The organism is Crossiella sp. CA198 (assembly GCF_052078295.1).
GTDB lineage: Bacteria > Actinomycetota > Actinomycetes > Mycobacteriales > Pseudonocardiaceae > Crossiella.
This window is the reverse complement of sequence record NZ_JBQJIM010000011.1, coordinates 175,431-200,520: the sequence shown is the minus strand read 5'-3', so window position 1 is coordinate 200,520 and position 25,090 is coordinate 175,431. Positions and strand designations below refer to the sequence as shown.

The following is a 25,090-nucleotide window of genomic DNA, read 5'->3' as shown; positions in this document are numbered from 1 at the left end:
GGCTCCGGCGGATGCACTGAAATATCGTCCGAACGTCGGGTGTCCGGTCATCGGAATTGGCGATAACTTCGGTTTATGGCTGACCTGGAGCTACGGCATCTCCGTGCGGTCTGCGCCATCGTCGAGACCGGCAGCATGAGCAAGGCGGCCATCCGGCTCGGCCTCACCCAGCCCGCGCTCACCGCGCAGCTGCAGCGGGTGGAACGCCTGGTGGGCGGGCGGTTGTTCGACCGCAGCCCCACCGGCAGCACCCCCACCGAACTGGGCCGATACGTGGTCAACACCGCGCGCCTGGTGCTGGACGACTTAGATCATCTACTGGCCTCCGCGCAGGACCGGGCGCGCACCTTCACCCCGCAGCCGCTGCTGGCCGGATGCATGCCGATGCTGTTCCTGGCCCGGCTGGTAGCCGAGTTGAGCAACCGGTTGCCCTGCTCGGAGGTGCGCACCGAGATCGAACCGGTCGGGCACACCCTGGTCGAGATGCTCAACAGCGCGCGGCTGCACCTGGCCGTGTTCGAGCGCTTCGACGGCCTGGAGCGCCGCAAACTCAGCGGTGTGGAGATCCGCACCCTGGTCCTGGAACCCCAGTTCGTCGCCGTCGCCGAGGACCATCCCCTGGCCGTGCGCGAGGTGATCTCGCTGGCGGAGCTGGCCGACTGCGACTGGGTGGTGCCGCCGCCGGAGGCCAACAGCCTGCGCATGCAGCTGCACACCGCCTGCGCCACCGCCGGTTTCACCCCGCGGATCCGGCACCACACCTGGGAAGCCGGCATGGCGCGGGTGCTGGTGGAGAACGGCGCGGTGTCCCTGGCCGCCCCGGCTTCGCGCAGTGGCAACGGAATAGCGGTCCGGCCACTGCTCGGCGACCCGCTACAGGTGCCGATCATGGTGGGGGTGCGCACCGACGGCGCCCTGGCCGGCCGGGCGCACGAGGTCTTCGCCAGCGCCGCCTACGCCTATCGGTCCATTGTGGACAGAAACCCGACCTTCGCCCAGTGGTGGGCCGACCATCCCGAGGCACACGCCGAACTCGACGCGGCCATGCTGGTCTGCCCGCCCCTGGCGGTCTAGGTCTGGGACACCAGTGCGGGTTCGGTGGCTGGGGTCAGGCGGGCGGCCAGTTCCGCGGCCAGGTCGGCCATCCGGCCCTCCTCGGCGCCGGCCATGAACCGGACCGTGTGCGGATCACGGCGTGGATCCGGCCGCAGTTCCGCGCCCGGCACCAGGAACCGGACCAGCCCGCAGCGGTGCGGTTTGGCCGGGATGAACTCCACGCCCTGCAGCTCGGCGATGGCGAGTTCGTGCCGCCGCGGCTTGCGCATGCCCGAGTTGAACTCGATCACCAGGCGCCGCTCGTCCAGGCTGACCACACCGTCCAGAGTGGACACCCGCAGCCGCACCGGGTCGGTGACCGGGGCCAGGCCGGGCGCGTGCGCGTCCGGGGCGAGCAACCGCGGGTCCGGCACCGGGTCGGCGGAGAGCCGCGAACGTAACTCGGCCACGAACGCGTCGTTGTCGGCCCGCCGATTCGAGTGCAGCACCAGCGCGTCCACGTCCAGTTCGGGCTGCCGCGGCTCGTGCCCCGGCAGTTCCCCGGCCAGCCGCAACCGCAGGTATGGCCGACGGCCGGCGGCCTCGTACTCGACGTCGGTGATCGCGGACAACGGCACCCGCCGCGGACCGCGCGCGCTCTTGACCGCACGCGTGCTCAGCCGCACCGGGAAACGCAACTCGACGGCGTCCTGGTGCAGGACGGCGTCGCCGTCATGGCCCTGGAGGGTGCTGGCTGGCCCGGAAATCACCGGGCAATGGTAATCAGGGTCGCGTGTGGACGGTGTGTATGCGACCGATCTCTCAGATCTCAGGTGCTGCCGAAGAAGGCGTTCGCCGGGAGGTCGAGATCCGCGGTGGCCTCGGTGTAGTGGGTCTTGAACGCGGTGAGCCACTCGTCCACGCTGACCTTGCCGTCGCCGTTGGCGTCCAGCAGCGCGAACAGCCGCGGCGCCTTGGCCAGGGAGAACCCGGCCAGGTACATGAAGGCGACGAACTCCTCCACCCCGATGTGCCCGTCGTCGTTGGTGTCGGCCAGCGCGAACCCGGCGGCCAGGGCCGGGCGGAACACCCGGTCGAAGCCGGCGTCGGACTCGGCCAGCGCGGCGCCCACCGCGGCGACGAACTCGGCCTTGCTGATCTGGCCGTCGTTGTCGGTGTCGGTCAGCTCGACCAGCGCCCGCCAGTGCTCCCGCATGCCCTCCAGGGCGGCGATGCCCTTGAGCGAGTCGGTCTCGTTGAACCGCACGCAGAAGCGCTTGCTGCGCTCCTCCAGGTCGGTGAGCTGGATGTAGCCGTCGTTGTCCTCGTCGAAGGCGGCGAAGGAGTGTTCGAGCTTCCGCACCAGTTCCGGCATCACGCGCACATGGTAGGGGGTGACCGGTCGCCGGGGGCGCATTTGCGGCGGCGGAGAATGTCCGCATGACCGTCATCGACAAGATCGCGCTGATCGACCTGGCCGACGGCCGGATCCTGAGCACCCGCTCGCACGGCAAGGACGCCTACTACCTGCCCGGCGGCAAGCGCGAACCCGGCGAGACCGACGTGCAGACCCTGGTCCGGGAGATCGCCGAGGAGCTGGGCGTGGCGGTCGCGGCCGGGACCGCGGTGCACGTGGGCACCTTCGAGGCGCAGGCGCACGGACAGGCCGAGGGGGTGCTGGTGCGGATGACCTGTTATTCGGCGGAGTACGCGGGCACACCGGTGGCCAGCAACGAGATCGCCGAGGTGGTGTGGCTGGGCTACGCCGACCGGGAGCGGGTGGCGCCGGTCGACAAGATCATCTTCGACGAGTTGCACCAGGCCGGTTCGCTGCGCTGATCCCGCGCCGGGGCGTCACAGCAACGCGCGTTCGTGCGCTTTGGTGACCGCCTCGGTGCGGCTGGCGGCGCCGAGTTTGGCCATCACCCGGCTCAGGTGCACGCTGACCGTCTTCTCGCTGATGTACAGCTCCGCGCCGACCTGCCGGTTGGTGTGCCCCCTGGCGACCAGGGACAGCACCGCGCGCTCACGCGGGGTGAACGGGTCGATGGTGTCCCGGGTGGTGGCCGGGGTGGCCAGGTTGAGGCGGGCGCGGCGGGCCAGCGCGGCCAGGGCGTCCTGCAGCGGGGTGGCGCCCAGGGCGGCGGCGGCCTCGGTGGCCTGGGACAGGGTGACCTCGGCCGCGGGTTTGTCGCCCGCGGTGAGCTGGGTGGCGGCCAGGCGGAGGCGGGCCAGGGTCTGCTCGTAGGTGTGGCCGTAGCCGAAGGCCTCGACCACCCGGTGCCAGTGCTCCGGGGTGTCCTCGGCGCGCACGCGGGCGGCCTCGGCCTCGGCGCGAGCCAGCCAGGCCAGGCCCTCGGGGCCGAGTTCGCCGGTGCGCGGGCGGGCGCTGGTGGCGGCCCGGCGGATCTTGGCGAGCAGCCGCTCCCCCGCGTCCAGGTGCCGGGTCTCGGTGGCGGCGTCCTTCTTGTGCCGGGCCTTGGCGGCCAGTTCGGCGTGCGCGGCCAGGCCGAGCGCGCCGATCCGGATCACCGCCAGCTCGCGGTGCCGTTCGGCCACCGACAGCGCCTCGTCGATCCACTCCAGGGCCTTGTCCGGGCGGCCGTGCCAGAGCTGGGCGTCGGCGGCGCAGGCCGCGGCCATCACCGCGATGTCCCAGTCCTTGTGCCATTCCGGGCGCAGCCGGGCGACCAGTTCGGCGACCGTGTCGTACGCGCCGCGGCCGGCCAGGGTGAACAGCGAGATCGCGGTGAGCCGGGCGCTGGCGATATCGGGCACCGAGCAGGCGCCCTGGTCGGCGGCCTCGGTCGCGGCGTCCCAGTCGCCTGCGACGTAGTGCAGCAGGATGTTGAGCACTCGCAGTTCGGTGCCGTACGGGCTCCACTCCAGTCCGGTGGCCCCGGCCCGGCCGCGGCCGCTGGCGGCGGCGTCCAGGGCCTGGTCGAGCAGGCCGCGTTCGTAGTGCGAGACGGCCAGGTTGAACCAGGCCCGCAGCTCCACGCTGTGCGCGCCCGCGGCCGCGGCCCGGTCCACCGCCTCGTGCAGCCGCCGCACCGCCTCCTCGGGGTGGCCGCCGCGTTCCAGGATCACCGACAGCGAGATCAGCGCGTCCATCTCGGCCCCGGTCGAACCGCTGGCCTTGGCGTCGGCCAGCGCGCCCTCGGCGTACTCGCGGGCCAGCCCGTAGCTCTGCTCGTCCGCGCTCATCGCCACCCTGGCCCGCATGGCCTGCACCCAGGCGCGGGTGGGGCTGGCCGGCTGGTCGGCGACCAGCTGCCAGGCGCGTTCGATCACCTGCACCGCCTTGTCCCGCTTGCCTTCCAGGGCCAGCAGGGTCTGCACGTACTTGCGCTGCACCTCGGCCGAGCGCACCGGGTCGCCGATCTGTTCGGCCATCTGCACCGCGGTGCGCCCGTAGGCCAGCGCCCGGTCGTCCTCACCGGCCAGGCCGGCGGTGTACATGGCCTTGTGCACCAGCCGCAGCTCGTCGCCGCCGCTGACCTGCTCCGGATCGGGCACCGCGCCCCACAGCTTCATGGCCTGTTCCAGGTGCCGCAACGCCTTGGCCGGCGCGCGGGCCTCCATGGCCTCCCTGGCGGCCGCGACCGAGGCGGCCAGCGCCTGCGGCAGCGCGTGGCTCTCCAGGCTGTGGTGGGCCAGTTCGGCGGCCACCCCGCGTTTGCCGTCCTTGGCCGCCAGGAACCGGGCGTACCCGGCGTGCAGCCGGACCCGTTCGCCGGGCAGCAGGTCGGCGTAGACGGCCTCGCGCAGCAGGGCGTGCCGGAAGACGTAGGCGTGGTTGTCGTCCTTGTACAGCAGCACGTGGTGGGTGACCGCCTCGCGCAGCGCGGCCTCGATCTCGGCGTCGGGCAGGCCGCTGACGGTGCGCAGCCGGGCGTCGGTGACCCGGCGGCCGGAGACCGAGGCGACCCGGATGATCTGCTGAGTGGCCTGGGCGAGTCGTTCGATCCGGGCCAGCAGCACGTCGGCCAGGCCGATCGGCATCCGGTCGTCCCGGTCGGCGCAGGCGGCGATCAGTTCCTCGGCGAAGAAAGCGTTGCCCTCGGAACGCTCGGCGATCTGGGCGATCTTGTCCTCGGCCAAGGTGCCGTCGGAGAGGCGGCGGACGAAGGTGCGGGCGTCGGTGTTGGTGAACGGGCTCAGTTCGAGGCGTTCCACCGCGGGCAGCCGGACCAGTTCGGCCAGCACCGGGCGCAGCGGGTGGCGGCGGTGCAGGTCGTCGCTGCGGTAGGTGGCCACCACCAGCAGCCGCCCGGCACGCAGCCGGGAGAGCAGGAAGGAGAGCAGGTGCCGGGTGGAGCCATCGGCCCAGTGCAGGTCCTCCATGGCCAGCACCACGGTGCGGTCGGCGGCGAGTTCGGCCAGCAGCGCGTGCACCGCGTCGAACATCTGCAGCTGGCTCATGTCCAGCTCGGTGCGCCGGGGGTCGAAGGGCACCACGTGCTCGGGCAGCACCTCGGGCAGCAGTTTGGCCAGCGCGGGATGCGCGCGCAGCGCGTCCAGGTGGCCCTCCCGGAGCAGGCCGAGGGCCTCCACGAACGGCAGGTAGGGCAGACCGCCCTCCCCGACGTCCAGGCAGCGGCCGGTGAGCATCAGCGCGCCCTCGGCCGCGGCCAGCTCACTCAGCTCGGCCAGCAGCCGGGACTTGCCGACCCCGGCGTCCCCGGCCACCAGCACCGCGCTCGCCGCGCCCTTGGACGCCTGCCGCAACGCCGCGCGGAGCTGGCGCAACTGCGCGCCCCGCGCGACGAGCGGAATTCCTGAACCCAACCGTGCCACGTCCTGCATCGTGGCATACCCGCCTGACATTCTCGGCTCGAATTCCCTGTTCAGGCGGCGGTCCGATACTCCTCTGAGGGCTCTTCCGGGTCCTTCTCGGGCTGGGTGTCCGCGTCCTTGCGGACCAGGCCGAGCCAGCGGCGGGCGATCCGCTCCTTGCGGTCGCCGTGGCCCATCGCGGCCTGGGCGCGGTCGGTCCGGTAGTCGACCTCTGCCCGCAGTGCCTGGTCAGTCCAGGTGATCATCGTCTTCTCCTCGGTTCGACTCGTGTCGTTGTGAGGTGAAGACTGCTGCTGAGGGCCGGGGGGCCGCGTCGGAAGATCGCCCCGGTTGTGGACGGGATATGCCTTACCCGGGACCCCTCAGCCCCCCTTACCCGCCCAGATTCGGGGGTAAGGGGGGCTGAGGTTCCCCGCGGAGACGCCTAAGTGCTCAGTCGGCCGCCGGGGCCAGTTCGGGCGCGGGCTCGAACTCCTTGATCGCGTCCAGGGAAGCGCCCATGGCGGCGTTGGCCTCGCGTTCGACCATGACCTCCACCAGCACCGGCTTGCGCACCCGCTCGGCCTCCTCGGTGGCCCAGGCCAGGGCCTCGCGGATCTTGCCGGGCTCCTCCACCCGGACCGCTGGGCAGCCGAAGGCGTCCATCACCTTGACGTGGTCGATGCCGCTGCTGCCGTAGTGCAGGTCGACGGCGAAGTTCATGTCGTAGGGGATCTCGGCCTGGCGGATCAGCCCGAGATACTCGTTGTTGATCATGACGATGACGAACGGGATCTCGTACTGGGCGGCGACCGCGACCTCCTCCATCAGGAACTGGAAGGAGTAGTCGCCGCAGACCGCGACCACGGTGCGCTCCGGGTAGGCGCATTTGACGCCGATCGCGGCCGGGATCTCCCAGCCCAGCGGCCCGGCCTGGCCGCAGACCAGGTAGCGGCGCGGCAGGTAGGTGCGCTGGAACTGGCCGGACCAGATCTGGTAAAGCCCGATCGCGGTGACGAAGGTGGTGTCCGGCGGGTAGAACTCGTTGAGTTCCCGGTACACCCTCGGTGGTTTGATCGGCACGTCGTCGAAGTCGTCGCGCCGGGGCAGGGTCTCCCGGAGTTCGCCGATCCGCTTGGGCCAGTCGCCCGGTGTGCGCGGGCGGGTGCGTTCCTTGGCCTGGTAGGCCAGCGCGGCCAGGGTGGGGCGGGCGTGGCCGACGATGCCGAGGTCGGGTTCGAAGACCTTGCCCAGCTGGGTGGGCTCGATGTCGACGTGGATGAACTTGCGGCCGCGCCGGTAGGTCTCCAGGTCGCCGGTGTGCCGGTCGCCGAAGCGGGCGCCGACCGCCAGGACGCAGTCGCTTTCCAGGAAGGCCGCGTTGCCCCACCGGGTCTGGGTCTGCAATCCGGCCATCCCGGCGAACAGGTCGTGGTCCTCGGGGAAGGCGCCCTTGCCCATCAGGGTGACCTGCACCGGGATGCCCAGGTGCTCGGCCAGGCCACGCAACTCGTCGGTGGCGTCGCCCACGATCACCCCGCCACCGGCCAGGATCAGCGGGCGCTCGGCGGCCAGGAGCATCTCGATGGCGGCGCGCACCGGCTCGGCCCTGGGTTGCGGCACCTCCACCGGCAGCGCCGCGTCCAGGGCAGGGTCGTAGTTGCACAGTCCTCTTTGGACATCAATGGGCAAGTCGATCAGCACCGGGCCCGGCCGCCCGGAGCGGGCGATCCGGAAGGCCTCCCGGAACACCCAGGCCGCCTGGGCCGGTTCCTTGAGCTGCACCGCCCATTTGGTGACCGGTTTGGCGATCTCCACGATGTCCACGGCCTGGAAGGATTCCTGGTGCAGCTTGGCTTTGGCCGCCTGGCCGGTGATGCAGATGATCGGGATCGAGTCGGCCAGCGCGGTGTACAACCCGGTGATCATGTTGGTGCCCGCCGGGCCGGAGGTGCCGATGCACACCCCGACGTTGCCGGTGACCCTGGCCCAGCCGTCGGCGGAGTGCGTGCCGCCTTCCTCGTGGCGCACGGTGATGTGCCGGATCGTGCTGTGCCGCAACGCGGCGTAGAGGGGCAGGATCGCGGCGCCGGGGATGCCGAAGACGGTGTCCACGCCCTCGGATTCCAGCACCCGGACCACGGCCTCCATGCAGGGAATGCTCTTCATGATGTCGTGCTCCCTCGTCCGGAGAGGTTCTCGATCACCTTCAACAGAGCCGAGTGGTCCAGGGCGCCGTGGCCCTGGGCCCTGGCCGCCGCGATCAGCGCCGCGGTGACCCCGGTGACCGGCAGGGCCACCTCGGCGGCGCGCGCTTCGGCGAGCACGATGCCCATGTCCTTGTGGTGCAGGTCGATCCGGAAGCCGGGGGTGAACTCCCTGGCCACCATGGACTTGCGTTTGATCTCCAGGATCCGGCTGCCCGCGAGTCCGCCTGCCAGCACGTCCAGGCCGAGGTTCGCGTCCACGCCCGCGGCCTCCAGCAGCACGATGGCCTCGGCCACCAGGGCATAGGTGCCGCCGACCACCAGCTGGTTGGCCGCCTTCACCGTCTGCCCGGCGCCGGACTGTCCTACGTGGACGATGGTGCCGCCGAGGACCTCGAACAGCGGCCGGGCCGCGGCGAAGTCCTCGGCCGCGCCGCCGGCCATGATGGACAGCGTGCCGTCCAGCGCGCCCTTCTCGCCGCCGCTGACCGGGGCGTCGAGCACCCGGATCCCGGCGGCAGCGCCGAGTTCGCCGATCCGGCGCGAGGTCGCTGGCCGGATGGAACTCATGTCGGCGTAGAGCAGTCCGGGTCTGGCGTGCTCGAACACCCCGCCCTCGCCGAGGACCACCTGCTCCACCTGTGGGGAGTCCGGCAGCATGGTGATCAGCACCTCGGCGGTGGCCAGCACCTCGGCGATGCTGTCCGCGGTCTGTCCACCCGCCTCGGCCAGCCGGGCGGGCCCGGCGCCGAACACGTCGTGGCCGATCACCTGGTGGCCCGCGCGCACCAGGTTGACGGCCATCGGGGCGCCCATGATGCCCAGGCCGATGAATCCGACAGCGGTCATGCCGATCCCTCCACAGCGTCCTTCACCTGAACTTCCACGCATGCCTTCAGCTTGGGCAGCCAGCCGAAGCTGTCCGCGCTGGGGCCGACGGGGCGGTACTCCAGGCCGATGTGGCCGTCATAACCCGCGAGCAGCAGGCGGGCGAGCACCTTCTCGTAGTCGATGCCGCCGGTGCCGGGCTGGCCGCGGCCAGGGGTGTCGGCGATCTGCACATGGCCGAACTCCGCGCCCCGCCGGTCGATCTGGGTGTCGAGGTCCTCACCCATCCGGCTCAGGTGGTAGAGGTCGGCCAGGAAGGCCACGTTGGATGGCCCGTTCGCGCGCACCAGGTCCAGCACGTGGTAGGCGGAGGCGAGCGAGATGATGGGGTAGATCGGGTTCTCGTGCGAGTTCAGCGCCTCGACCACCACGGTCGCGCCGATCCGGCCCGCGGCCTGGGCGGCGTAGGTCAGGTTGGCCACGGCCAGCTCGTCCTGTTCCTGTGGCCACAGCCCGGGTTCCCGGTTGCCGTAGAGGGCGTTGAGGGTCTTGCAGCCCAGCTGGCCGGCGAACTCGACGGCCACGTGCACGTTCTCCCGGAACAGGTGCACGTCGGTGGGGCGGGAGAGCAGTCCGCGCTCTCCCGCCGCCATGTCCCCGGCGGCGAAGTTGAGTCCGAGCAGGCGCACGCCCGCGTCCTCGATCGCGCGCCGCACCGCGTCCAGTTCCCGTTGCAGTGGCACGGCTTCGGGCAACGGCCACCACAGTTCCACCGCGTCGAACCCGGCGGCCCTTGCCGCGGCGAAGCGTTCGAGCAGCGGCAGCTCGGTGAACAGGATGGAGAGGTTGACGTCGAAACGCAGGTTCGGACTGGTCAAGACGGCTCCATTCAGGCTTCTCGTCACACGGTGATCGGGTTGAGGCACTCCCGCATCAGACGGGCCGCCTCGCTGGGGGTCTTGCCGACCTTGACGCCCGCGGCCTCCAGGGCCTCCTGCTTGGCCGCGGCGGTGCCCGAGGAGCCGGAGACGATGGCGCCCGCGTGGCCCATGGTCTTGCCTTCGGGGGCGGTGAAGCCCGCGACGTAGCCGACCACCGGCTTGGTGATGTGCTCGGCGATGTAGGCCGCCGCGCGCTCCTCGGCGTCGCCGCCGATCTCACCGATCATCACGATCGCCGCGGTCTCCGGGTCGTCCTGGAAGGCCTGGAGGGCGTCGATGTGGGTGGTGCCGATGATCGGGTCGCCACCGATGCCGACCGCGGTGGAGAAACCGAAGTCCCGCAGCTCGTACATCATCTGGTAGGTCAGGGTGCCCGACTTGGACACCAGGCCGATCTTGCCCGGCCCGGAGATGTCGGCCGGGATGATGCCCGCGTTGGACTTGCCGGGCGAGATGATCCCCGGGCAGTTGGGGCCGATGATCCGGGTCTTGTTGCCCGCGGCGCAGGCATGGGCCCAGAAGTAGGCGGTGTCGTGCACGGGCACGCCCTCGGTGATCACCACCGCCAGGCCGATGCCGGCGTCGACGGCCTCGATCACCGCGGCCTTGGCGAAGCGCGGCGGCACGAAGACCACCGTCACGTCCGCGCCGGTCGCGGTCATCGCCTCGGCCACCGAGCCGAACACCGGCACGGCCACCCCGTCGAAGTCCACGGACTGGCCGCCCTTGCCCGGGGTGACACCGCCGACCACGGTGGTGCCCGCGGCCAGCATCCGCCTGGTGTGCTTGACACCTTCGGCGCCGGTCATGCCCTGCACGATGACCCGGCTGTGCTCGGTCAGGAAGATCGCCATCGACTCATACCCCCGCGGCTGCCAGTTCGGCGGCCTTGTCGGCCGCGTTGTCCATCGTGTCCACCACTGTCACCAGCGGGTGGTCCGCCTCGGCCAGGATCCGGCGGCCTTCCTCGACGTTGTTGCCGTCCAGGCGCACCACCAACGGTTTCGCCGCGTCCGCGCCCAGGATCTCCAGCGCCGCGACGATGCCGTTGGCGACCGCGTCGCAGGCGGTGATGCCGCCGAAGACGTTGACGAAGACCGAGCGCACGTCCGGATCACCCAGGATGATCTCCAGGCCGTCGGCCATCACCTGGGCGGAGGCGCCGCCGCCGATGTCGAGGAAGTTGGCCGGTTTCACCCCGCGGTGCCGTTCGCCCGCGTAGGCCACCACGTCCAATGTGGACATCACCAGGCCCGCGCCGTTGCCGATCACGCCGACCTGCCCGTCCAGCTTGACGTAGTTGAGGCCCTTGGCCTTCGCCCTGGCCTCCAGCTCGTTCTCCGCGGCCTGATCGACCAGGTCGCCGTGTCCGGGATGCCGGAAATCGGCGTTCTCATCGAGGGTCACCTTGCCGTCGAGGGCGAGAATGTTGCCCCGCGGGTCACGGACCAGTGGATTGACCTCCACCAGGGTGGCGTCCTCGGCTACAAAGGTGTTCCACAGCTTCACCAGCACCGCGGCTACTTCCTCGGCCACCTCGGCCGGGAACGCGGCGGCTGCGACGATCTCCCTGGCCTTGGCCAGGTCGACGCCACGCAGGGCGTCAACGGGCACCTTGGCGAGGGCCGCCGGATTGGTGGCAGCGACCTCCTCGATGTCCATCCCGCCCTCGACCGAGGCCATCGCCAGGAACGTGCGCTGGGTCCGGTCGAGCAAGAAGGAGACGTAGTACTCCTCGGCGATCTCCGAAGCGGGGGTCACCAGCACCCGGCGCACCACGTGCCCCTTGATGTCCAGCCCCAGAATGGCTCCGGCCTTGCGTTCCGCGTCCTCCGGGTCGACGGCGAGCTTGACTCCGCCCGCCTTGCCACGGCCGCCGGTTTTCACCTGCGCCTTGACCACCACCCGGCTGCCCCACTCGGCCGCCGCCGCGCGGGCGTCGGCCGGATCCTCGACGACCCGCTGCGGCGGACCCACCGGGACCCCGTGCTGTGCGAAGAGATCCTTCGCCTGGTACTCGTACAGATCCACGCCGCCTACTGTATACAGTATGTGAGACCGAGCACCAGAGCCAAGCCGCATGATTTCAGCAGGTCCCCAGCATTGCTACTCTGTGTATACTGCATACAGTATCTAGTAGAGGGAGGACCGATGACCACTCCCCCACCCGCCGAGCTGCGTGACTGCTTCGGCCGCGACTACCGGGTCGGCCCCAGCGCGGAGCTGCTGACCGGCCATTCCCGCTCCTGGCAACTGCTGCCGCCACTGGCCGCGATGGCCGCCGCGGGGGTGTTCCAGTACTCCTTCGGCGCGCTCGCGCCCGCCCTGTCCACCCTGCACGGCTGGTCGGTCAGCCAGACCTTCTGGTTGCTGGCGCTGTGGATCGTGGCCCAGGCCGGAGTGGGTTTACCTGTTGCTTACCTGCGCGAACGGGGTGTCCTCGGTCCCCGGGCCTTACTCTGGCTGGGCGCGGCGATGTGTCTGCTGGGTCCAGTGGCCCTCGGTCGCGCACCCGGCTTCGCCGGCGCCCTGCTGGGCTTCTCGCTGCTCGGCGGCGCGGGGGCCGGGCTGGTCTACGCGGTGAGCGCGTCCACGGTGGCCAAGTGGTTCCCGGACCGCTCGGCCGTGCGGGTCAGCCTGGTCACCGGCGCGTTCGCCTGCGGCGCCATCCCGTTCCTGCTCTTCGTCTTCCCCGCGGTCTCCGTGGCGAACCTGGTGCCCGCCCTGGACCGCACCGGCCTGGTGCTGGGCCTGGTGATCGCCGTGGCCGGGGTGCTCTTCCGGGACCCGCCGTCGAACTGGTGGCCGCCGCAGGTGGATCCGCGGGTGTGGGCGCTGTCCCGCCGCCGCGGCCCCGGCTCGGCCAACCTCCCTGCGGTCCGCGACTACTCACCGGGAGAGGCGGTGCGCATCGGCGCGTTGCCCGCGCTCGCGGTGATCCTGTTCTGCGCCAGCGCGGTCACCCTGTTCACCGTGGCCGCCTTCGCCGGCTTCGCCGCCCGGCTGGAACTGAGCCCGCCGGTGATCGGCGCGGCCACCGCCCTGCTGGTGGCGAGCAACGGGGTGGCGCGGGCGGTGGTGCTGCGGGTCTCCGACCGGCTCGGCCGGGCCCGCACCCTGGCCGCCACCCTCACCGTGCTGGCATTGTCCCAGGCCGCACTGGCCGCCAGTGCCACCGATCGATCCCTGCCATTGCTACTGGCCGCGGCGGTACTCGCGGGCGCGGGCGGGGCGTGTTATCCGCTGGTGGCCAGCCTGGTCCGGGAGTACTTCGGGGACCGGCGGCACGGCGAGATACATGCAGTGGTCTACAGCGCCAAGGCATTCGGCGGAATCGCCGGGGTCGGTCTCACCGCCGCCGCCGTCCCCACAATGGGGTACCCGGCACTGTTCTTGCTGGCAGGAGCCCTGGCCTTGGGTTCGGCGCTGTTGTGCAGGTCACTGCGGCAACCCGGCCGAATCCCATTGCTCTGGACAACCCAGCGTGTCCACTGAGATCGAGCGTCCATTTGGGGCATCATGAGATGCGGATTGGTGGCGGAAGGTGATGCACTGCTCGCAATCGGTGTGTTTCTTTCCGAATCGAGTACGCGGTATGGGTGGTCTGCCGCTTGTGGCCGTGCTCACGCAATTCAGGCATTTGGAACACTGTATGCTGTAGGCAGTCGACCAGGCACAATAGAGTCAAGATCGGCACACCGGGCGAAAGCGCCCACCTCACCTCATGGAGCACACGATGTCGGAGTTGGCGCAGGGCACGGCCGCACGCCGGATCGATCGGCCGGTCCCCTTGCGGGAGCGGGTCTTCGAGGCCCTGCTCGACCTCATCATCACCGGCAGTCTCGCCCCGGGTCAGCACCTGGTCGAGGGCGAGCTGGCGGAGATGCTGGGTGTCTCCCGGCAGCCGGTGCGCGAGGCGCTCCAGTGGCTCAACAACGAGGGCTGGGTCGATCTGGTACCCGGATACGGCGCGTTCGTGCACGTGCCGACCGAGCAGGAGGCGGACCAGCTGCTCGCCGTGCGCACCCTGCTGGAGACCGAGTCGGCGCGGCTGGCCGCGCTGAACGCGGACAAGGACGGGGTGGCCCGGCTGCGCGAGATCTGCCAGCAGGGCGAGGCCGCGGTCATGGCCGACGACGTGGACGGGGCGGTGGCCGCCAACGCGGCCCTGCACCGCTACGTCACCGAACTCTCCGGCAACAAGGTGCTGCTCGAACTGGCCGCCCAGGTCGACCGCAGGGTGCGCTGGTTCTACACCCCGGTCGCCCGCCAGCGCGGCAAGCAGTCCTGGCGCGAGCACCGCAAGCTGATCAGCGCGATCTCCACCGGCGACGCCGAGCGGGCCGCGGAGATCATGCGTGAGCACACCGACCGCACCCGGCAGTCCTACCTGGAGGCCCGGCAGAGCGCGCCGGCGCAGCCGCCCGCGCCGGAGGTGCCGTTGCGGCGCCGCCGCCGCACGGTGGCCCGCACCGCGCCCGTCAAGCCCTAGGACCCGCCACACTCCGGGATTTCCCGGAGTTCACTGCGACACACTCCCGAATGGCACCGTCGCCGCTCGGGTATCCCCTGATGTGAGGAGGTGTATCGATGATGAGCAAGTTCAAGCAGCTGCTGCGTTCGCTCACCCAGGAACCGCTGGGCATGCGCGGCGACCGCCCGATGGGCCTTGGCCTGGCCACGGCCATGGCGGAAGCGAAGAAGAACCCCACCGCGGGTGTGGAGAACTACCTGCGAGGCCAGGCCAGCACCACGCGGCATGGCCAGGGCCAGGAGGTTGCCTCCTCCTGACCCCGGCCACCTCATGGTTTGCCGAGAACCGCACAACCGGTCACTGGGTCCAGGGATAGCTCCAGTGCGCCGGGCTCATCCGGTCCCGGTCTCGTCCAGCGCCGCTGTGCTGGACGAGGCCTGAGCGGTCCGCACGGGTTCCGGTGCCGCAGCGGCGGCAGCGGCTCGTTCGGTCCGCTTGGATTTGATCACACTAGCAATGATGGTCACCGCCAGTGTCCCCACAATGAAGGACAGGGACAGCTGGATGGAGATGGTCGGCGCCCACGGGACACCGGAGCCGTGCATGGCCTCCAGCACCAGTTTCACCCCGATGAACGCCAGGATCACGGCCAGGCCCACCGAGAGGTAGACCAGCCGGTCGAGCAGGCCGCCGATCAGGAAGAACAACTGGCGCAACCCCATCAGCGCGAACGCGTTGGCGGTGAAGACCAGGTACGGCTCCTTGGTCAGCCCGAAGATCGCCGGGATCGAGTCCAGTGCGAACAACAGGTCGGTGGTGCCGATCGCGACCATCACGATGAGCATCGGCGTCACCATCCGCCGCCCGTCGATCCGGGTCACCATCTTCGCGCCCACGTAGTCCTCGGTGGTGGGCGCGAACTTCTTCACCGTGCGCAGGACGACGTTCTCGGCGAATTCCTCCTCCGCGTTCGGGTCCTGCCGGAGCAGCTTCCACGCCGTGAAGATCAGGAAGGCGCCGAAGACGTAGAACAGCCAGTTGAACCGGGACACCGCTTCCGCGCCCACCGCGATGAACACCGCGCGCATCAGCAACGCGATCACGATGCCCACCAGCAACACCTTCTGCCGGTACAGCTTGGGCACCGCGAACCTGCTCATGATCAGCATGAACACGAACAGGTTGTCCACCGACAGCGAGTACTCGGTGATCCAGCCGGCGAAGAACTCCCCGCCGTAGCGCGGACCGGCCAGCCACAGCACCCCGAGTCCGAAAAGGACGGCTAGGGTGACGTAGGCGACGGTCCAGCCCACACATTCGGAGAACGAGGGATCCCTCGGGTTGCGGGCCGCCAGGTAGAAGTCGAACGCGACGATCGCGCCCAGACCACCCACCGTGGCGATCCAGACCCACATGGAGAAGGTCATCAGGCTCCTTCAGGGGCCGCTCTGGGAGTGCCGTGCGGGAGAGGCGTGATCGAGGTGGTTTCTGGCGGTGCGGCCGGGCCGCCCTCATACCGGGCGTATTCGGGTGGTCCGGCCGTGCCGCCAGGGGCCGCCTCGGCGCGGCTATTCCGTGTGGCACTCCCGGAGCGGCCCCTCACAGCCGCTCGCGCGGCTCGGGCACGGGTCTTGGCCGCCCACACCGTTTCCGCGTGGGAGGCGTAACGGGCGAATGCCTGAGCGGCCAGCGGGTTGCGCGGAGCGAACCGCCGGAACAGCTGTGGGGCAAGGCGTTCGTGCAGCCAGATGAAGCCGATCGCGAATCCGGCGCTCACGATTCCCTGGTAGGCCAGGAATCCGAGCAGATCGTCGGGCACTCGCAGGTTGCCCGCGATCACCAGGTGGACCACGATCTCCTGGGTCAGCCTGCTCAACGGGAATCCGATGAGCCAGAACACCGCGGCAGGCGCGAACACGCCGAGCCGGATGTGACCGGTGGCCGCGCCGATCCCGTACAGCCCGCCCAGCAGGGCCAGTGGCACCCCGAGTCCGAGCGCGGTGGTCAGCGCCCAGCCCAGCGGCTGGCCGACCAGCAAGGCCAGCAGACCGGCGACCGAGCCGGCCAGCACACCCACCAGCGCGCCGGGGGCGGCCAGTTGAGCGAAGGCGCTGATTCGTGGCGGTTGCAGCGGTTCACTCATGATGATCAGTCCAATACCACGCCGTAGGCGATCAGGGAGTAGAACAGCATGCCCAGGTAGAACACCGCGCCGAAGCCGATGATGACGTTGGTCCACCATTTCGGCCGGATCGGTTTGGGCAGCATCTTGTTGTTCACCAGCAACAGCACCACGCAGTAGGCGCCCATGGCGAAGGCGGAGAGGAACGCCAGCACGTCCAGGATCGCCGCCGGGCCCTTGGCCGGGCCCCACAACAGGATCACGATGCCGAACAGGATCAGGCCCCACAGGAAGCCCGCGTAGAGCCGGGACATGCCGATCTTCTTGGCGCCGGGCACGAAGAAGTAGGTCATGTCGGCCTGACCGCGGGAGAAGGAGTCGAACAGGCCCAGGGTGGCGTTCAACCCGATCAGCGCGATGAACCCGAAGAACACCGTGCCCAGCGCGGGTCCGCCGAGGGAGGAGAAGGCGTCGGCCATCGCGTCCAGCGCCGCGTTGCGGTCACCGCCCGCGATGAGGTCCTTCACGTTGGGGTTCTGCCTGGCCGCGGTCTGGGCCAGCACCGTGAAGGAGACGGTGACCAGCATGGTCACGCCCCAGAACAACAGCAGCGCGTCGAAGGTGACCCAGCGCCGCCAGCCCTTCCACTTGGCCATCTCCGCCGGATCGGCGGTGTCGAACATGAACCCGCGGGCGGGCATCTGTTCGGCCGCACCGGATTCGGAGGCTCGCAATCCCTTGATCTGCGGGATGTGCGCGCCCATGCCGGCGCCGGAGTCACGCAGGTGCAGCGTGTACCACATCTGTTGCATGCCAGAGGGTCCGGCGAAGGCGATCGAGCCCACGACGATCGGGAACCACGTCTGGGAGAACATCTCGGTCGGTAGATAGCCGAACTGGAACATGCCGCTGATCGTGCTGGACAGGTCTGCCCACGTGCCGACCAGTGCCGCCACCACCGCGGTACTGACCACGAGCAGTCCAATGAGGATCGCTAGGACGTTCTCCAGCAGGTTGTAGATCACCTTGGCCAGGCTGAACAGCACGCCGACCAGTACCAGGCCGACGATCGCGCTGACCTGCCAAGGTATTCCGCTGATTTTCTCCAGCGCCGACATGCCGGCCGAGAGGTGGCCGGGCCAGATGTAGACGGCTATCGCGACGAAGAAGAAGAACCACATGATGGGTTTGAAGACCCGGGCCGCGCCGGCGAAGATGCTCTCGCCGGTGGCCATGGCGTAACGGGCCATTTCCAGCATCACCACGGCCTGCAGGGTGACGCCGATGAGGAACAACCACCGGATCTCCGGTCCGAAGACCAGGACCAGGCGGGGCCACATGTACGACTCGCCCATGCCGACCCCGAGTGCCACCAGGAACACCGTGGGACCGATCAGGTGCACCGACGGTGGCGCGTCGGGCAACTTCCGGATGGGCATCGGATCGAGCCGACCGGCCCGCCACACGCGTTCCGAGCCGCCGCCGGCGAGGTCATTGCCCCCGCTGGTGGTCGGCCCCGCGCTCGGGGTGTTCGAAGGATCCATGATGAGAAACCTCTTTCACGAGAACTCTCGGACTCCGCCCGTTGACCTCCCTGGCCTGGTGTGGTGGGGGTCCCGCCTGGCCGACGGGACCCCCACCACACTGGTCGGCCGTCGCCTTACTGTTCGATCAGTCCCGCCGCACGTGCCCAGCGGTACTTGGCTCCCAGCACCGCGACCGGCAGCTCCGTGGTGTAGGGATAGGCGACAATACGATGGTCGAACAGGTATTCACTAGCCCGCTCGACCTCGGTGTCACCCGCGAGTGAGGCCACGACCGGCTTGTCGATGCCCTTCGCGCGCGCCTCGTTGACCACTCGCGCGGTCACCTCGGCGAAGACCATCGGCGGGGTGACGATGGTGTGCCAGTAACCGAGGATGAGCGCGTGGATCCGCGGGTCCTCCAGCCCGAGCCGGATGGTGGCCTCGTAGGTGGAGGGCGGTTCGCCGCCGGTGATGTCGATCGGGTTGCCCGCCGCGCCGAAGGGCGGGATGAACTTGCGGAACGCCTCGTCCAGGTCGGGTGGAATCTCCATCATGGACAGTCCATTGTCGACACAGGCGTCCGACAGCAGCACGCCGGAGCCACCGGCGCCGGTGATGATCACGACGTTCTCGCCCTTGGGCGTGGGCAGCAGCGGCAGCCCGCGGGCATATTCCAGCATCTCGTTCAGCCCGGGGGCGCGCACGACCCCGGCCTGGCGCAGGATGTCGTCGTAGACCTTGTCGTCACCGGCCAGCGCGCCGGTGTGCGAGCTGGCCGCCTTGGCCCCGGCCGAGGTGCGCCCGGCCTTGAGCACCACCACCGGCTTCTTCTTGGTGATCCGCTTGGCCGCGTGCACGAAGGCACGGCCGTTCTTCAGGTCCTCCAGGTGCATGGCCACGCACTGGGTGTTCTCGTCCTGCTCGAAGAAGGTGAGCAGATCGTCTTCGTCCACATCGGACTTGTTGCCGAGGCCGACGATGGCCGAGACACCCATCTTGGTGGTGCGGGAGAAGCCGAGGATGGCCATCCCGATGCCGCCGGACTGGGAGGTCAGCGCCACCCCGCCCTTGACGTCATAGGGCGTGCAGAAGGTCGCGCAGAGGTTCTCCGGCGTGTAGTAGTAGCCGTAGATATTGGGTCCGAGCAGCCGGATCTTGTACTTGTGCGCGATCGCCACGACCTCGTCCTGCAACTCCTGGTTGCCGGTCTCGGCGAACCCGGAGGGGATGAGCACCGCGGCCGGGATGCCCTTCTTGCCGCATTCCTCCAGCGCCCCGGCGACGAACTTGGCCGGGATGGCGAAGACCGCGACGTCGACGTCGGCGGGGACATCGCCGACCGCCTTGTAGGCCTTGCGCCCCAGGATCTCGTCGGCCTTGGGGTTGATCGGGTAGATCCCGCCCTGGTAACCGCCGTTGACCAGGTTCTTCATCACCGAGTTGCCGATCTTGCCGTCCTCGGCGGAGGCGCCGATCACCGCGATGTTCTTCGGCTTCATCAGCCGGTTCATCGCGATGATGATGTCCTCGTCGGAGTAGACGTGTTTCTCGGTGATCTCGCCGGTCTCCACCAGCACCCGGACGTCCGCGGCGATCGCGGAGTCCTTGGCCGCGAAGACCGGGTTGAGGTCGAGTTCGCGGATCTCCGGGAAGTCGGTGACCAGGTCGGAGAGCCGTTTGACCACCTCGGCCAGTGCGTCGAGGTCCACCGGGTCGGCCCCGCGCACCCCGCGCAGGATCTCCACCGCCTTGATGTCCTCCACCATGGCGCGGGCCTCGCCCTGTTCCAGGGGGGCCAGCCGGAAGGTGACGTCCTTGAGGACCTCCACCAGCACGCCGCCGAGGCCGAAGACCACGATCTTGCCGAAGGTGTCGTCGGTGGTCGCGCCGATGATCACCTCCTGCCCTTCGGCGAGCAGCTTCTGCACCTGGACACCGGTGATGTCCGCGTCCGCCTTGTACGCCTTGGCGTTGGCGATGATCTTCTCGTAGGAGGCGCGGGCGCCTGCCTCGTCGGTGACGCCGACGATGACGCCGCCCGCCTCGGTCTTGTGCAGGATGTCCGGTGAGACGATCTTCATCACCACCGGGAAGCCGATCTCACCGGCCAGGGCCACCGCTTCGTCGGCGGTGGCCGCGAGTCCCTCGCCAGGCGTCGGGATGCCGTAGGCGTCGCAGAGCCGCTTGCCCTCGGGGGCGCTGAGCGACTCGCGGCCCTCGGCGCGCGCTTTGTCCAGGACTTCGCGAACCGCGGCCTTGTCGTAAGCCACCATGGCTCAGATCACTCCGTTCGCCTTGAGCTGGGCCAGTTCCGGGACGGAGACGCCCAGCTCCTTCACGTACACGTCCTCGTTGTGCTCGCCGAGCAGCGGGGAGCGCTCGACCTTGGCCGGGGAGTCCGACAGCTTGAGCGGCATGCCCACGGTCTTGAACGCGCCGCGTTCGGGGTGGTCCACCGTGACCACCATCTCGTTGGCCACCAGCGATTCGTCCTCGATCAGTTCCTTTGTGGACAGAATCGGTCCACAGGGGACGTTCTTGGCATTGAGCATCGCCAGGACTTCGCGCTTGGTGTGGTGGACCGTCCACTCCTCGATGAGCTGGAACATCTTGTCCAGCTTGGGCAGCCGGGCCTCCGGGGTGGCCCACTCGGGGTCCTCGGCGAGTTCCGGCCGCCCGATCAGCTCGGCGATGGGCTGCCAGCCCACGGGCTGCACGATCACGTAGACGTAGTCGTTGGGCCCGCCGGGACTGCACTTGACCGCCCAGCCGGGCTGTCCGCCGCCGGAGGCGTTGCCCGAACGCGGCACCTCGTCGGTGAACTCCTCGTTCGGGTACTCGGCCAGGGGTCCGTGCGCCAGGCGCTGCTGGTCGCGCAGCTTGACCCGGCACAGGTTGAGCACCGCGTGCTGCATGGCCACGGTGACCCGCTGGCCGCGGTCGGTGGACTCCCGCTGGTACAGCGCGGCCAGGATGCCCGCCACGGTGTGGATGCCGGTGCCGGAGTCGCCGATCTGCGCTCCGGTGGCCAGCGGCGGGCCGTCCTCGAAGCCGGTGCTGGTCATCGAGCCGCCCATGGCCTGGGCCACGACCTCATACGCCTTGTAGTGCGTGTAGGGGCCGTCGCCGAAACCCTTGATGGAGGCGTAGATCAGCCTCGGGTTGATCTCCTGGAGTTTCTCCCAGGTGAAGCCCATCCGGTCCACCGCGCCTGGACCGAAGTTCTCCACCAGGATGTCCACATCGGACACGAGCTTGGTGAACAGCTCCTTGCCCTTGTCGCTCTTCATGTTCAGCGTGATGCTGCGCTTGTTGCAGTTGAGCATGGTGAAGTAGAGGCTGTCGACATCGGGGATGTCGCGCAGCTGCTTGCGGGTGATGTCCCCGCTGGGCGCCTCCAGCTTGACCACGTCCGCGCCCAGCCAGGCCAGGATCTGGGTGGCCGACGGCCCGGACTGGACGTGCGTCATGTCGAGGACGCGAACACCTTCGAGTGCTTGTCCCATAACGGCTTTCCCCCTCCGGACCTACTTGTACATGGTCTGGTTCATGGTGCCCGGCGCGTACACGTCGGGGTCCACCCACACGTTGATCAGCGAGGGCAGCCCGGACTCGCGGGCACGCTGCAGGGCGGGTGTGATGTCGGCGGGGTCGCGGACTTCCTCGCCGTAGCCGCCGAGGATCTTGGCGAACTGGTCATACGGCACATCGCCGAGGGTGTTGCCGATCCGGCCGCGGTCCTCGCCGTACTTGACGGCCTGGCCGTAGCGGATCTGGTTCATCGAGGAGTTGTTGCCCACGATGCCCACGAACGGCAGGTTGTACCGGACCAGGGTCTCGAAGTCCCAGCCAGTCAGGGAGAACGCGCCGTCGCCGAAGAGCGCGACGACCTCCTTGTCCGGGCGGGCGTACTTGGCGGCCAGCACGAACGGGATGCCGACGCCGAGGGTGCCCAGGGGCCCCGGGTCCATCCAGTGACCCGGCGATTTGGGCTGGACCACCTGGCCGGAGAAGGTGACGATGTCGCCGCCGTCGCCGATGTAGATGGAGTCCTCGGTGAGGAACTCGTTGATCTCGTGCACCAGGCGGTAGGGGTCGATCGGGTTGGCATTGGACAGCTGCCGCGCCATCCGCTTGCCGAGTGACTGCTCCTCCACCGCCCGCAGCTCCTCCAGCCAGGCCTTGCGACTGGTGGCGCCGTTGCTGATCCGGCCGGTGGTGGCGGCCAGGACCTGGGAGAGCACCAGGCCCGCGTCGCCGACGATGCCCAGGTCGATGTCCCGGTTCTTGCCGACGGTGCGGTAGTCCAGGTCGATCTGGACCACGGTGGCGTCGGCGGAAAGCCGCTTGCCGTAACCCATCCGGAAGTCGAACGGGGTGCCGACGATGATGATCAGGTCGGCGTTGGTGAAGGCGTAGCGGCGGGAGAGCTGGTAGTGGTGCGGGTCGCCGGGCGGCAGGGTGCCGCGGGCGGCGCCGTTCATGTAGGCGGGGATGTTGAGGCCGCGGACCAGGTCGATCGCCGCGTCGGTGCCCCGGGTGGTCCAGACCTGGCTGCCGAGCAGGATGCACGGCTTCTCGGCCTGGGTCAGCAGGTCGGCCAGCTTCTCGATCGCCTCGGGGTCACCGGCTGAACGGGTGGAGGCCCGGTAGGCGCCTGCCTTGGGGATCCTGGCCTTCTCCAGCGGCACCGAGGCGTCCAGCACGTCCCTGGGGATTTCCAGGAAGGACGGGCCGGGCGCGCCGTGGTAGCACTCGCGGAAGGCCATCGAGACCATGTCGGCCGCGCGGGCGGTGTCCGGCACGGTGGCGGAGAACTTGGTGATCGGGGCCATCATGTCCACGTGCGGCAGGTCCTGCAGTGAGCCCATCTTGTGCTGGCTCAGCGCGCCCTGGCCGCCGATGAGCAGCATCGGGCTCTCCGCGCGCAGCGCGTTGGCCACGCCGGTGACCGCGTCGGTGGTGCCGGGTCCCGCGGTGACTACCGCGCAACCCGGTTTGCCGGTGATCCGGGCGTAGCCGTCGGCCGCGTGCGCGGCGACCTGCTCGTGCCGGACGTCGATGACCTCGATGCCCTCGTCGACACAGCCGTCGTAGATGTCGATGATGTGGCCGCCACACAGAGTGAACACCACGTCGACGCCTTCGGCCTTGAGTGCCTTCGCCACCAGGTGGCCGCCCGAGATGAGACCTGCTCCGGTCTCCTTCACCTCGACCTGACTGGCGCTGGGGGGTGCCTCGGCAGTCTGCGCCATAGGTGCGTCATCTCCTCACGTCGCTGCCCACTCGTCTGCTCTGGGCGAGCCGGGCTGGTTTGGTGGTGACTGGTGAAGGCCGACGTTGCGCGGACCGCACACCACTCGATCCCCATACTGCATACCGTATGGTGGTTTAGTGATACTCCGTCGAGCAAACGTTGTCCAGGGTCCACAGGTCAGCCGCTCGACGGAATTCCACCCATCGAGGGCCCTTCATCAGTCGTGTTCCGGGCGAATCCGACGCCGGCTGTCGGGCAGCCGGAGGGTGATCCGCTTGGTGTCGAGCAGTTCCAGCAGGGGCACCGCGACCCGGCGGGAGGTGCCGAGCGCGGTTCGGGCCGCGGCCACGGTGAAGGGTTGTGGGAGCGCGCACAGCACCGCCACCGCCCGTTCCACCGCGTCCGGTCCCAGGTAGACGCCGTCGGCCAGGCGCAGCAGCAATCCGGTGCGCACGGCCGCCGCGAGTGACTTGGGGGTCAGTCGCAGCGCGGTCAGCTGATCGGCTTCCGGTGCGAGAAAAGGAGTGCGCGCCAGCTCGGCCCGCAACGCCTCGATCGCCTGCCGCACCGGCAGCGGGAGTTCGCTCCCGTTCTCGGCCAGCACCAGCCGGCCCTGGTTGATCCGCACACCGAGGTCACGAGCCGCTCTCGCCACCGGTTCGAGCAGTCTTCGGTGTGGCAAAGCCAGCAGTGCCACCGCTTCCGCCTTGGGCACGCCGGGGTCATAGGGTTGTTCGCGCGCGCGGGCGCGCACTAGTTCGGCCAGTTGCCCGCACAGTTCGTCCAGCCGGGCCGGGTCGATCAGCCAGTCCCCCGCCCTGGGCGCCAGTGGCAGGCCCGCGCCCATGGCGAGCAGGTCGCCTGCCCGGACCAGACCACGCCTGCGCAGTTCGTCCTGGCCGTTGGGAATCCCTGACCGACTCATCAGTTCGTTTCCGCGTGCGATCAGCTCCGCCTCGCTGCCCAGTTCGGGCGGCAGGATGTCCAGCACGGTGAACCCGGCCAGGATCTCCTCGCCGCCGCGCAGCAGGCCGCGGTCGCCGATGCGCAGCGGCAGCGGCTCACTGAGCCGCAGTCGCGCGATATCGCCGTCCAGGACCCTGGTGAACACCGGTTGCCGGGCCGAACCGCAGCCCAGCTCCAGATCGCCGGCGACCCCGTCCAGTTTGCGGCCGGGCAGCGGGCGCAGCCGCACGTCGAGCACGCTGACGTGCCGCCACCGGCCCGGGGTCACCAGCGCGGCGCCCACGGGTAGTTCCTCCGGTCGCGCCTCGGGCAGGTGCACCGTGATCCGGGCCGGACCGGACAAGGCGGACACCTGACACCGCAACGATTCGAGGCCGCCGACCCGCACCCGCCGGTCCTCGGGTCCGAGGGCGAGTTCGGCGCCGGTCTCGATCGATCCGGCGGTCAGGGTGCCGGTGACCAGCGCCCCCTTCTCCTCCTCCGCCGCCGCTTCGGCGACCTCGTCCAGCCACAGCCGCACCGGGACCTCCGGCGGCGGGGGCAGCGCGGCGGCCAGCCGGTCCAGCAGCGAGCGCAACCGGTCGATGCCCGCGCCGGTGCGCGCGCTCACCACCGCGCACTCGATCCGGCCGAGCGCGCCGGTGGCCAGCGCGCGCCTGCTCCGCCGCAGCACCGGGCCAGGATCGGCCAGGTCGGACCGGGTCACCACCAGCAACCCGTGCCGGATGTCCAAGGCGTGCAACACATCCAGTTGCCTCGCCAGCTCGGCGGAGAACTCCTGGTCGGCCGCGACCACGACCACCACCGCCTCGGCGGTGGCCACGCTCGCCTGGACCGCGCCGGGTGCGCGATCGACCAATGCCAGTACCCGCCCCGAGGGCAGACGTGCCCACGGATCCCGTCCGGTGAGCGCTCGCACCAGGGTGGATGTGCCGGCTCCGGCGCTTCCAGCAGT

The 25,090-nt window shown here is 69.7% G+C and carries 21 protein-coding genes; 5 read left to right on the top strand and 16 right to left on the bottom strand.

Features of this window, described 5'->3' with window-relative positions; translation table 11 throughout:
- The first annotated feature begins 75 nt into the window (after positions 1-75).
- Positions 76-1,074, top strand: a complete 999-nt coding sequence (locus tag ACTOWY_RS20090; RefSeq protein WP_441311172.1) for a LysR substrate-binding domain-containing protein — start codon at positions 76-78, stop codon at positions 1,072-1,074.
- On the opposite strand, the gene ACTOWY_RS20085 is transcribed toward ACTOWY_RS20090, so the two are convergent.
- A complete protein-coding gene (locus ACTOWY_RS20085; RefSeq protein WP_441311171.1) occupies positions 1,071-1,805 on the bottom strand; it encodes a DUF4429 domain-containing protein in 735 nt (244 codons plus the stop codon). The genes ACTOWY_RS20090 and ACTOWY_RS20085 overlap by 4 nt on opposite strands.
- A 59-nt stretch (positions 1,806-1,864) precedes the next feature.
- Entirely contained in the window at positions 1,865-2,410 is a 546-nt protein-coding gene (locus ACTOWY_RS20080) for an EF-hand domain-containing protein (RefSeq protein ID WP_247763673.1), read from the bottom strand.
- Between the two features lie 65 nt (positions 2,411-2,475).
- On the opposite strand from ACTOWY_RS20080, the gene ACTOWY_RS20075 reads away from it, so the two are divergent.
- Positions 2,476-2,874, top strand: coding sequence for an NUDIX hydrolase (locus tag ACTOWY_RS20075; RefSeq protein WP_441311170.1), 399 nt, complete (start codon positions 2,476-2,478; stop codon positions 2,872-2,874).
- Between the two features lie 15 nt (positions 2,875-2,889).
- On the opposite strand, the gene ACTOWY_RS20070 is transcribed toward ACTOWY_RS20075, so the two are convergent.
- The 7 genes from ACTOWY_RS20070 to sucC form a co-directional block, all read right to left on the bottom strand.
- Entirely contained in the window at positions 2,890-5,844 is a 2,955-nt protein-coding gene (locus ACTOWY_RS20070) for a helix-turn-helix transcriptional regulator (protein WP_441311169.1), read from the bottom strand.
- 41 nt (positions 5,845-5,885) lie between these two features.
- Positions 5,886-6,080: a hypothetical protein gene (locus ACTOWY_RS20065; protein WP_441311168.1), complete on the bottom strand. Its 195-nt coding sequence runs from the start codon at positions 6,078-6,080 to the stop codon at positions 5,886-5,888.
- A gap of 187 nt (positions 6,081-6,267) precedes the next feature.
- Positions 6,268-7,965, bottom strand: a complete 1,698-nt coding sequence (gene gcl / locus ACTOWY_RS20060) for a glyoxylate carboligase (protein ID WP_441311278.1) — start codon at positions 7,963-7,965, stop codon at positions 6,268-6,270.
- Positions 7,966-7,979: 14 nt separating this feature from the next.
- On the bottom strand, positions 7,980-8,870 hold the full coding sequence (locus ACTOWY_RS20055; protein ID WP_441311167.1) for a 2-hydroxy-3-oxopropionate reductase: 891 nt from the start codon (positions 8,868-8,870) through the stop codon (positions 7,980-7,982).
- A complete protein-coding gene (locus ACTOWY_RS20050) occupies positions 8,867-9,727 on the bottom strand; it encodes a hydroxypyruvate isomerase family protein (RefSeq protein WP_441311166.1) in 861 nt (286 codons plus the stop codon). Before ACTOWY_RS20050 ends, ACTOWY_RS20055 begins: the two co-directional genes overlap by 4 nt.
- Positions 9,728-9,750: 23 nt before the next feature.
- Complete coding sequence (sucD, locus tag ACTOWY_RS20045; RefSeq protein ID WP_441311165.1) at positions 9,751-10,644, bottom strand: succinate--CoA ligase subunit alpha; 894 nt, start codon at positions 10,642-10,644, stop codon at positions 9,751-9,753.
- A 4-nt stretch (positions 10,645-10,648) separates the two neighbouring features.
- On the bottom strand, positions 10,649-11,821 hold the full coding sequence (sucC, locus tag ACTOWY_RS20040; protein ID WP_441311164.1) for an ADP-forming succinate--CoA ligase subunit beta: 1,173 nt from the start codon (positions 11,819-11,821) through the stop codon (positions 10,649-10,651).
- A 120-nt stretch (positions 11,822-11,941) separates the two neighbouring features.
- On the opposite strand from sucC, the gene ACTOWY_RS20035 reads away from it, so the two are divergent.
- The 3 genes from ACTOWY_RS20035 to ACTOWY_RS20025 all read left to right on the top strand — a co-directional run bounded on the left by ACTOWY_RS20035 (position 11,942) and on the right by ACTOWY_RS20025 (position 14,581).
- On the top strand, positions 11,942-13,285 hold the full coding sequence (locus ACTOWY_RS20035) for an MFS transporter (protein WP_441311163.1): 1,344 nt from the start codon (positions 11,942-11,944) through the stop codon (positions 13,283-13,285).
- Between the two features lie 241 nt (positions 13,286-13,526).
- Positions 13,527-14,282 carry a GntR family transcriptional regulator gene (locus ACTOWY_RS20030; RefSeq protein ID WP_441311162.1) on the top strand — a complete coding sequence of 252 codons (756 nt, stop codon included), beginning with the start codon at positions 13,527-13,529 and terminating at the stop codon, positions 14,280-14,282.
- A gap of 98 nt (positions 14,283-14,380) precedes the next feature.
- The gene (locus ACTOWY_RS20025; protein WP_441311161.1) at positions 14,381-14,581 is read left to right on the top strand and encodes a hypothetical protein; all 201 of its coding nucleotides are present in this window, start codon (positions 14,381-14,383) and stop codon (positions 14,579-14,581) included.
- Positions 14,582-14,656: 75 nt separating this feature from the next.
- Here the strand turns inward: ACTOWY_RS20025 and ACTOWY_RS20020 are convergent, their stop codons facing one another.
- The 7 genes from ACTOWY_RS20020 to ACTOWY_RS19990 all read right to left on the bottom strand — a co-directional run bounded on the left by ACTOWY_RS20020 (position 14,657) and on the right by ACTOWY_RS19990 (position 25,054).
- Complete coding sequence (locus ACTOWY_RS20020) at positions 14,657-15,691, bottom strand: TerC family protein (RefSeq protein ID WP_441311160.1); 1,035 nt, start codon at positions 15,689-15,691, stop codon at positions 14,657-14,659.
- A complete protein-coding gene (locus ACTOWY_RS20015; protein ID WP_441311159.1) occupies positions 15,691-16,407 on the bottom strand; it encodes a hypothetical protein in 717 nt (238 codons plus the stop codon). The genes ACTOWY_RS20020 and ACTOWY_RS20015 overlap by 1 nt, the downstream gene beginning before the upstream one ends.
- Positions 16,408-16,412: 5 nt before the next feature.
- Positions 16,413-17,930, bottom strand: coding sequence for an Nramp family divalent metal transporter (locus ACTOWY_RS20010; RefSeq protein ID WP_441311158.1), 1,518 nt, complete (start codon positions 17,928-17,930; stop codon positions 16,413-16,415).
- Positions 17,931-18,046: 116 nt separating this feature from the next.
- Positions 18,047-20,185, bottom strand: a complete 2,139-nt coding sequence (locus ACTOWY_RS20005) for an acetate--CoA ligase family protein (RefSeq protein ID WP_441311157.1) — start codon at positions 20,183-20,185, stop codon at positions 18,047-18,049.
- A 3-nt stretch (positions 20,186-20,188) separates the two neighbouring features.
- Positions 20,189-21,418: a formyl-CoA transferase gene (frc, locus tag ACTOWY_RS20000; protein WP_441311156.1), complete on the bottom strand. Its 1,230-nt coding sequence runs from the start codon at positions 21,416-21,418 to the stop codon at positions 20,189-20,191.
- Between the two features lie 21 nt (positions 21,419-21,439).
- Positions 21,440-23,167: a thiamine pyrophosphate-binding protein gene (locus tag ACTOWY_RS19995; protein WP_441311155.1), complete on the bottom strand. Its 1,728-nt coding sequence runs from the start codon at positions 23,165-23,167 to the stop codon at positions 21,440-21,442.
- Between the two features lie 219 nt (positions 23,168-23,386).
- Positions 23,387-25,054 (bottom strand): SelB domain-containing protein, encoded by a 1,668-nt coding sequence (locus ACTOWY_RS19990; RefSeq protein WP_441311154.1) that lies wholly within the window; start codon positions 25,052-25,054, stop codon positions 23,387-23,389.
- Between the last annotated feature and the right edge of the window lie 36 nt (positions 25,055-25,090).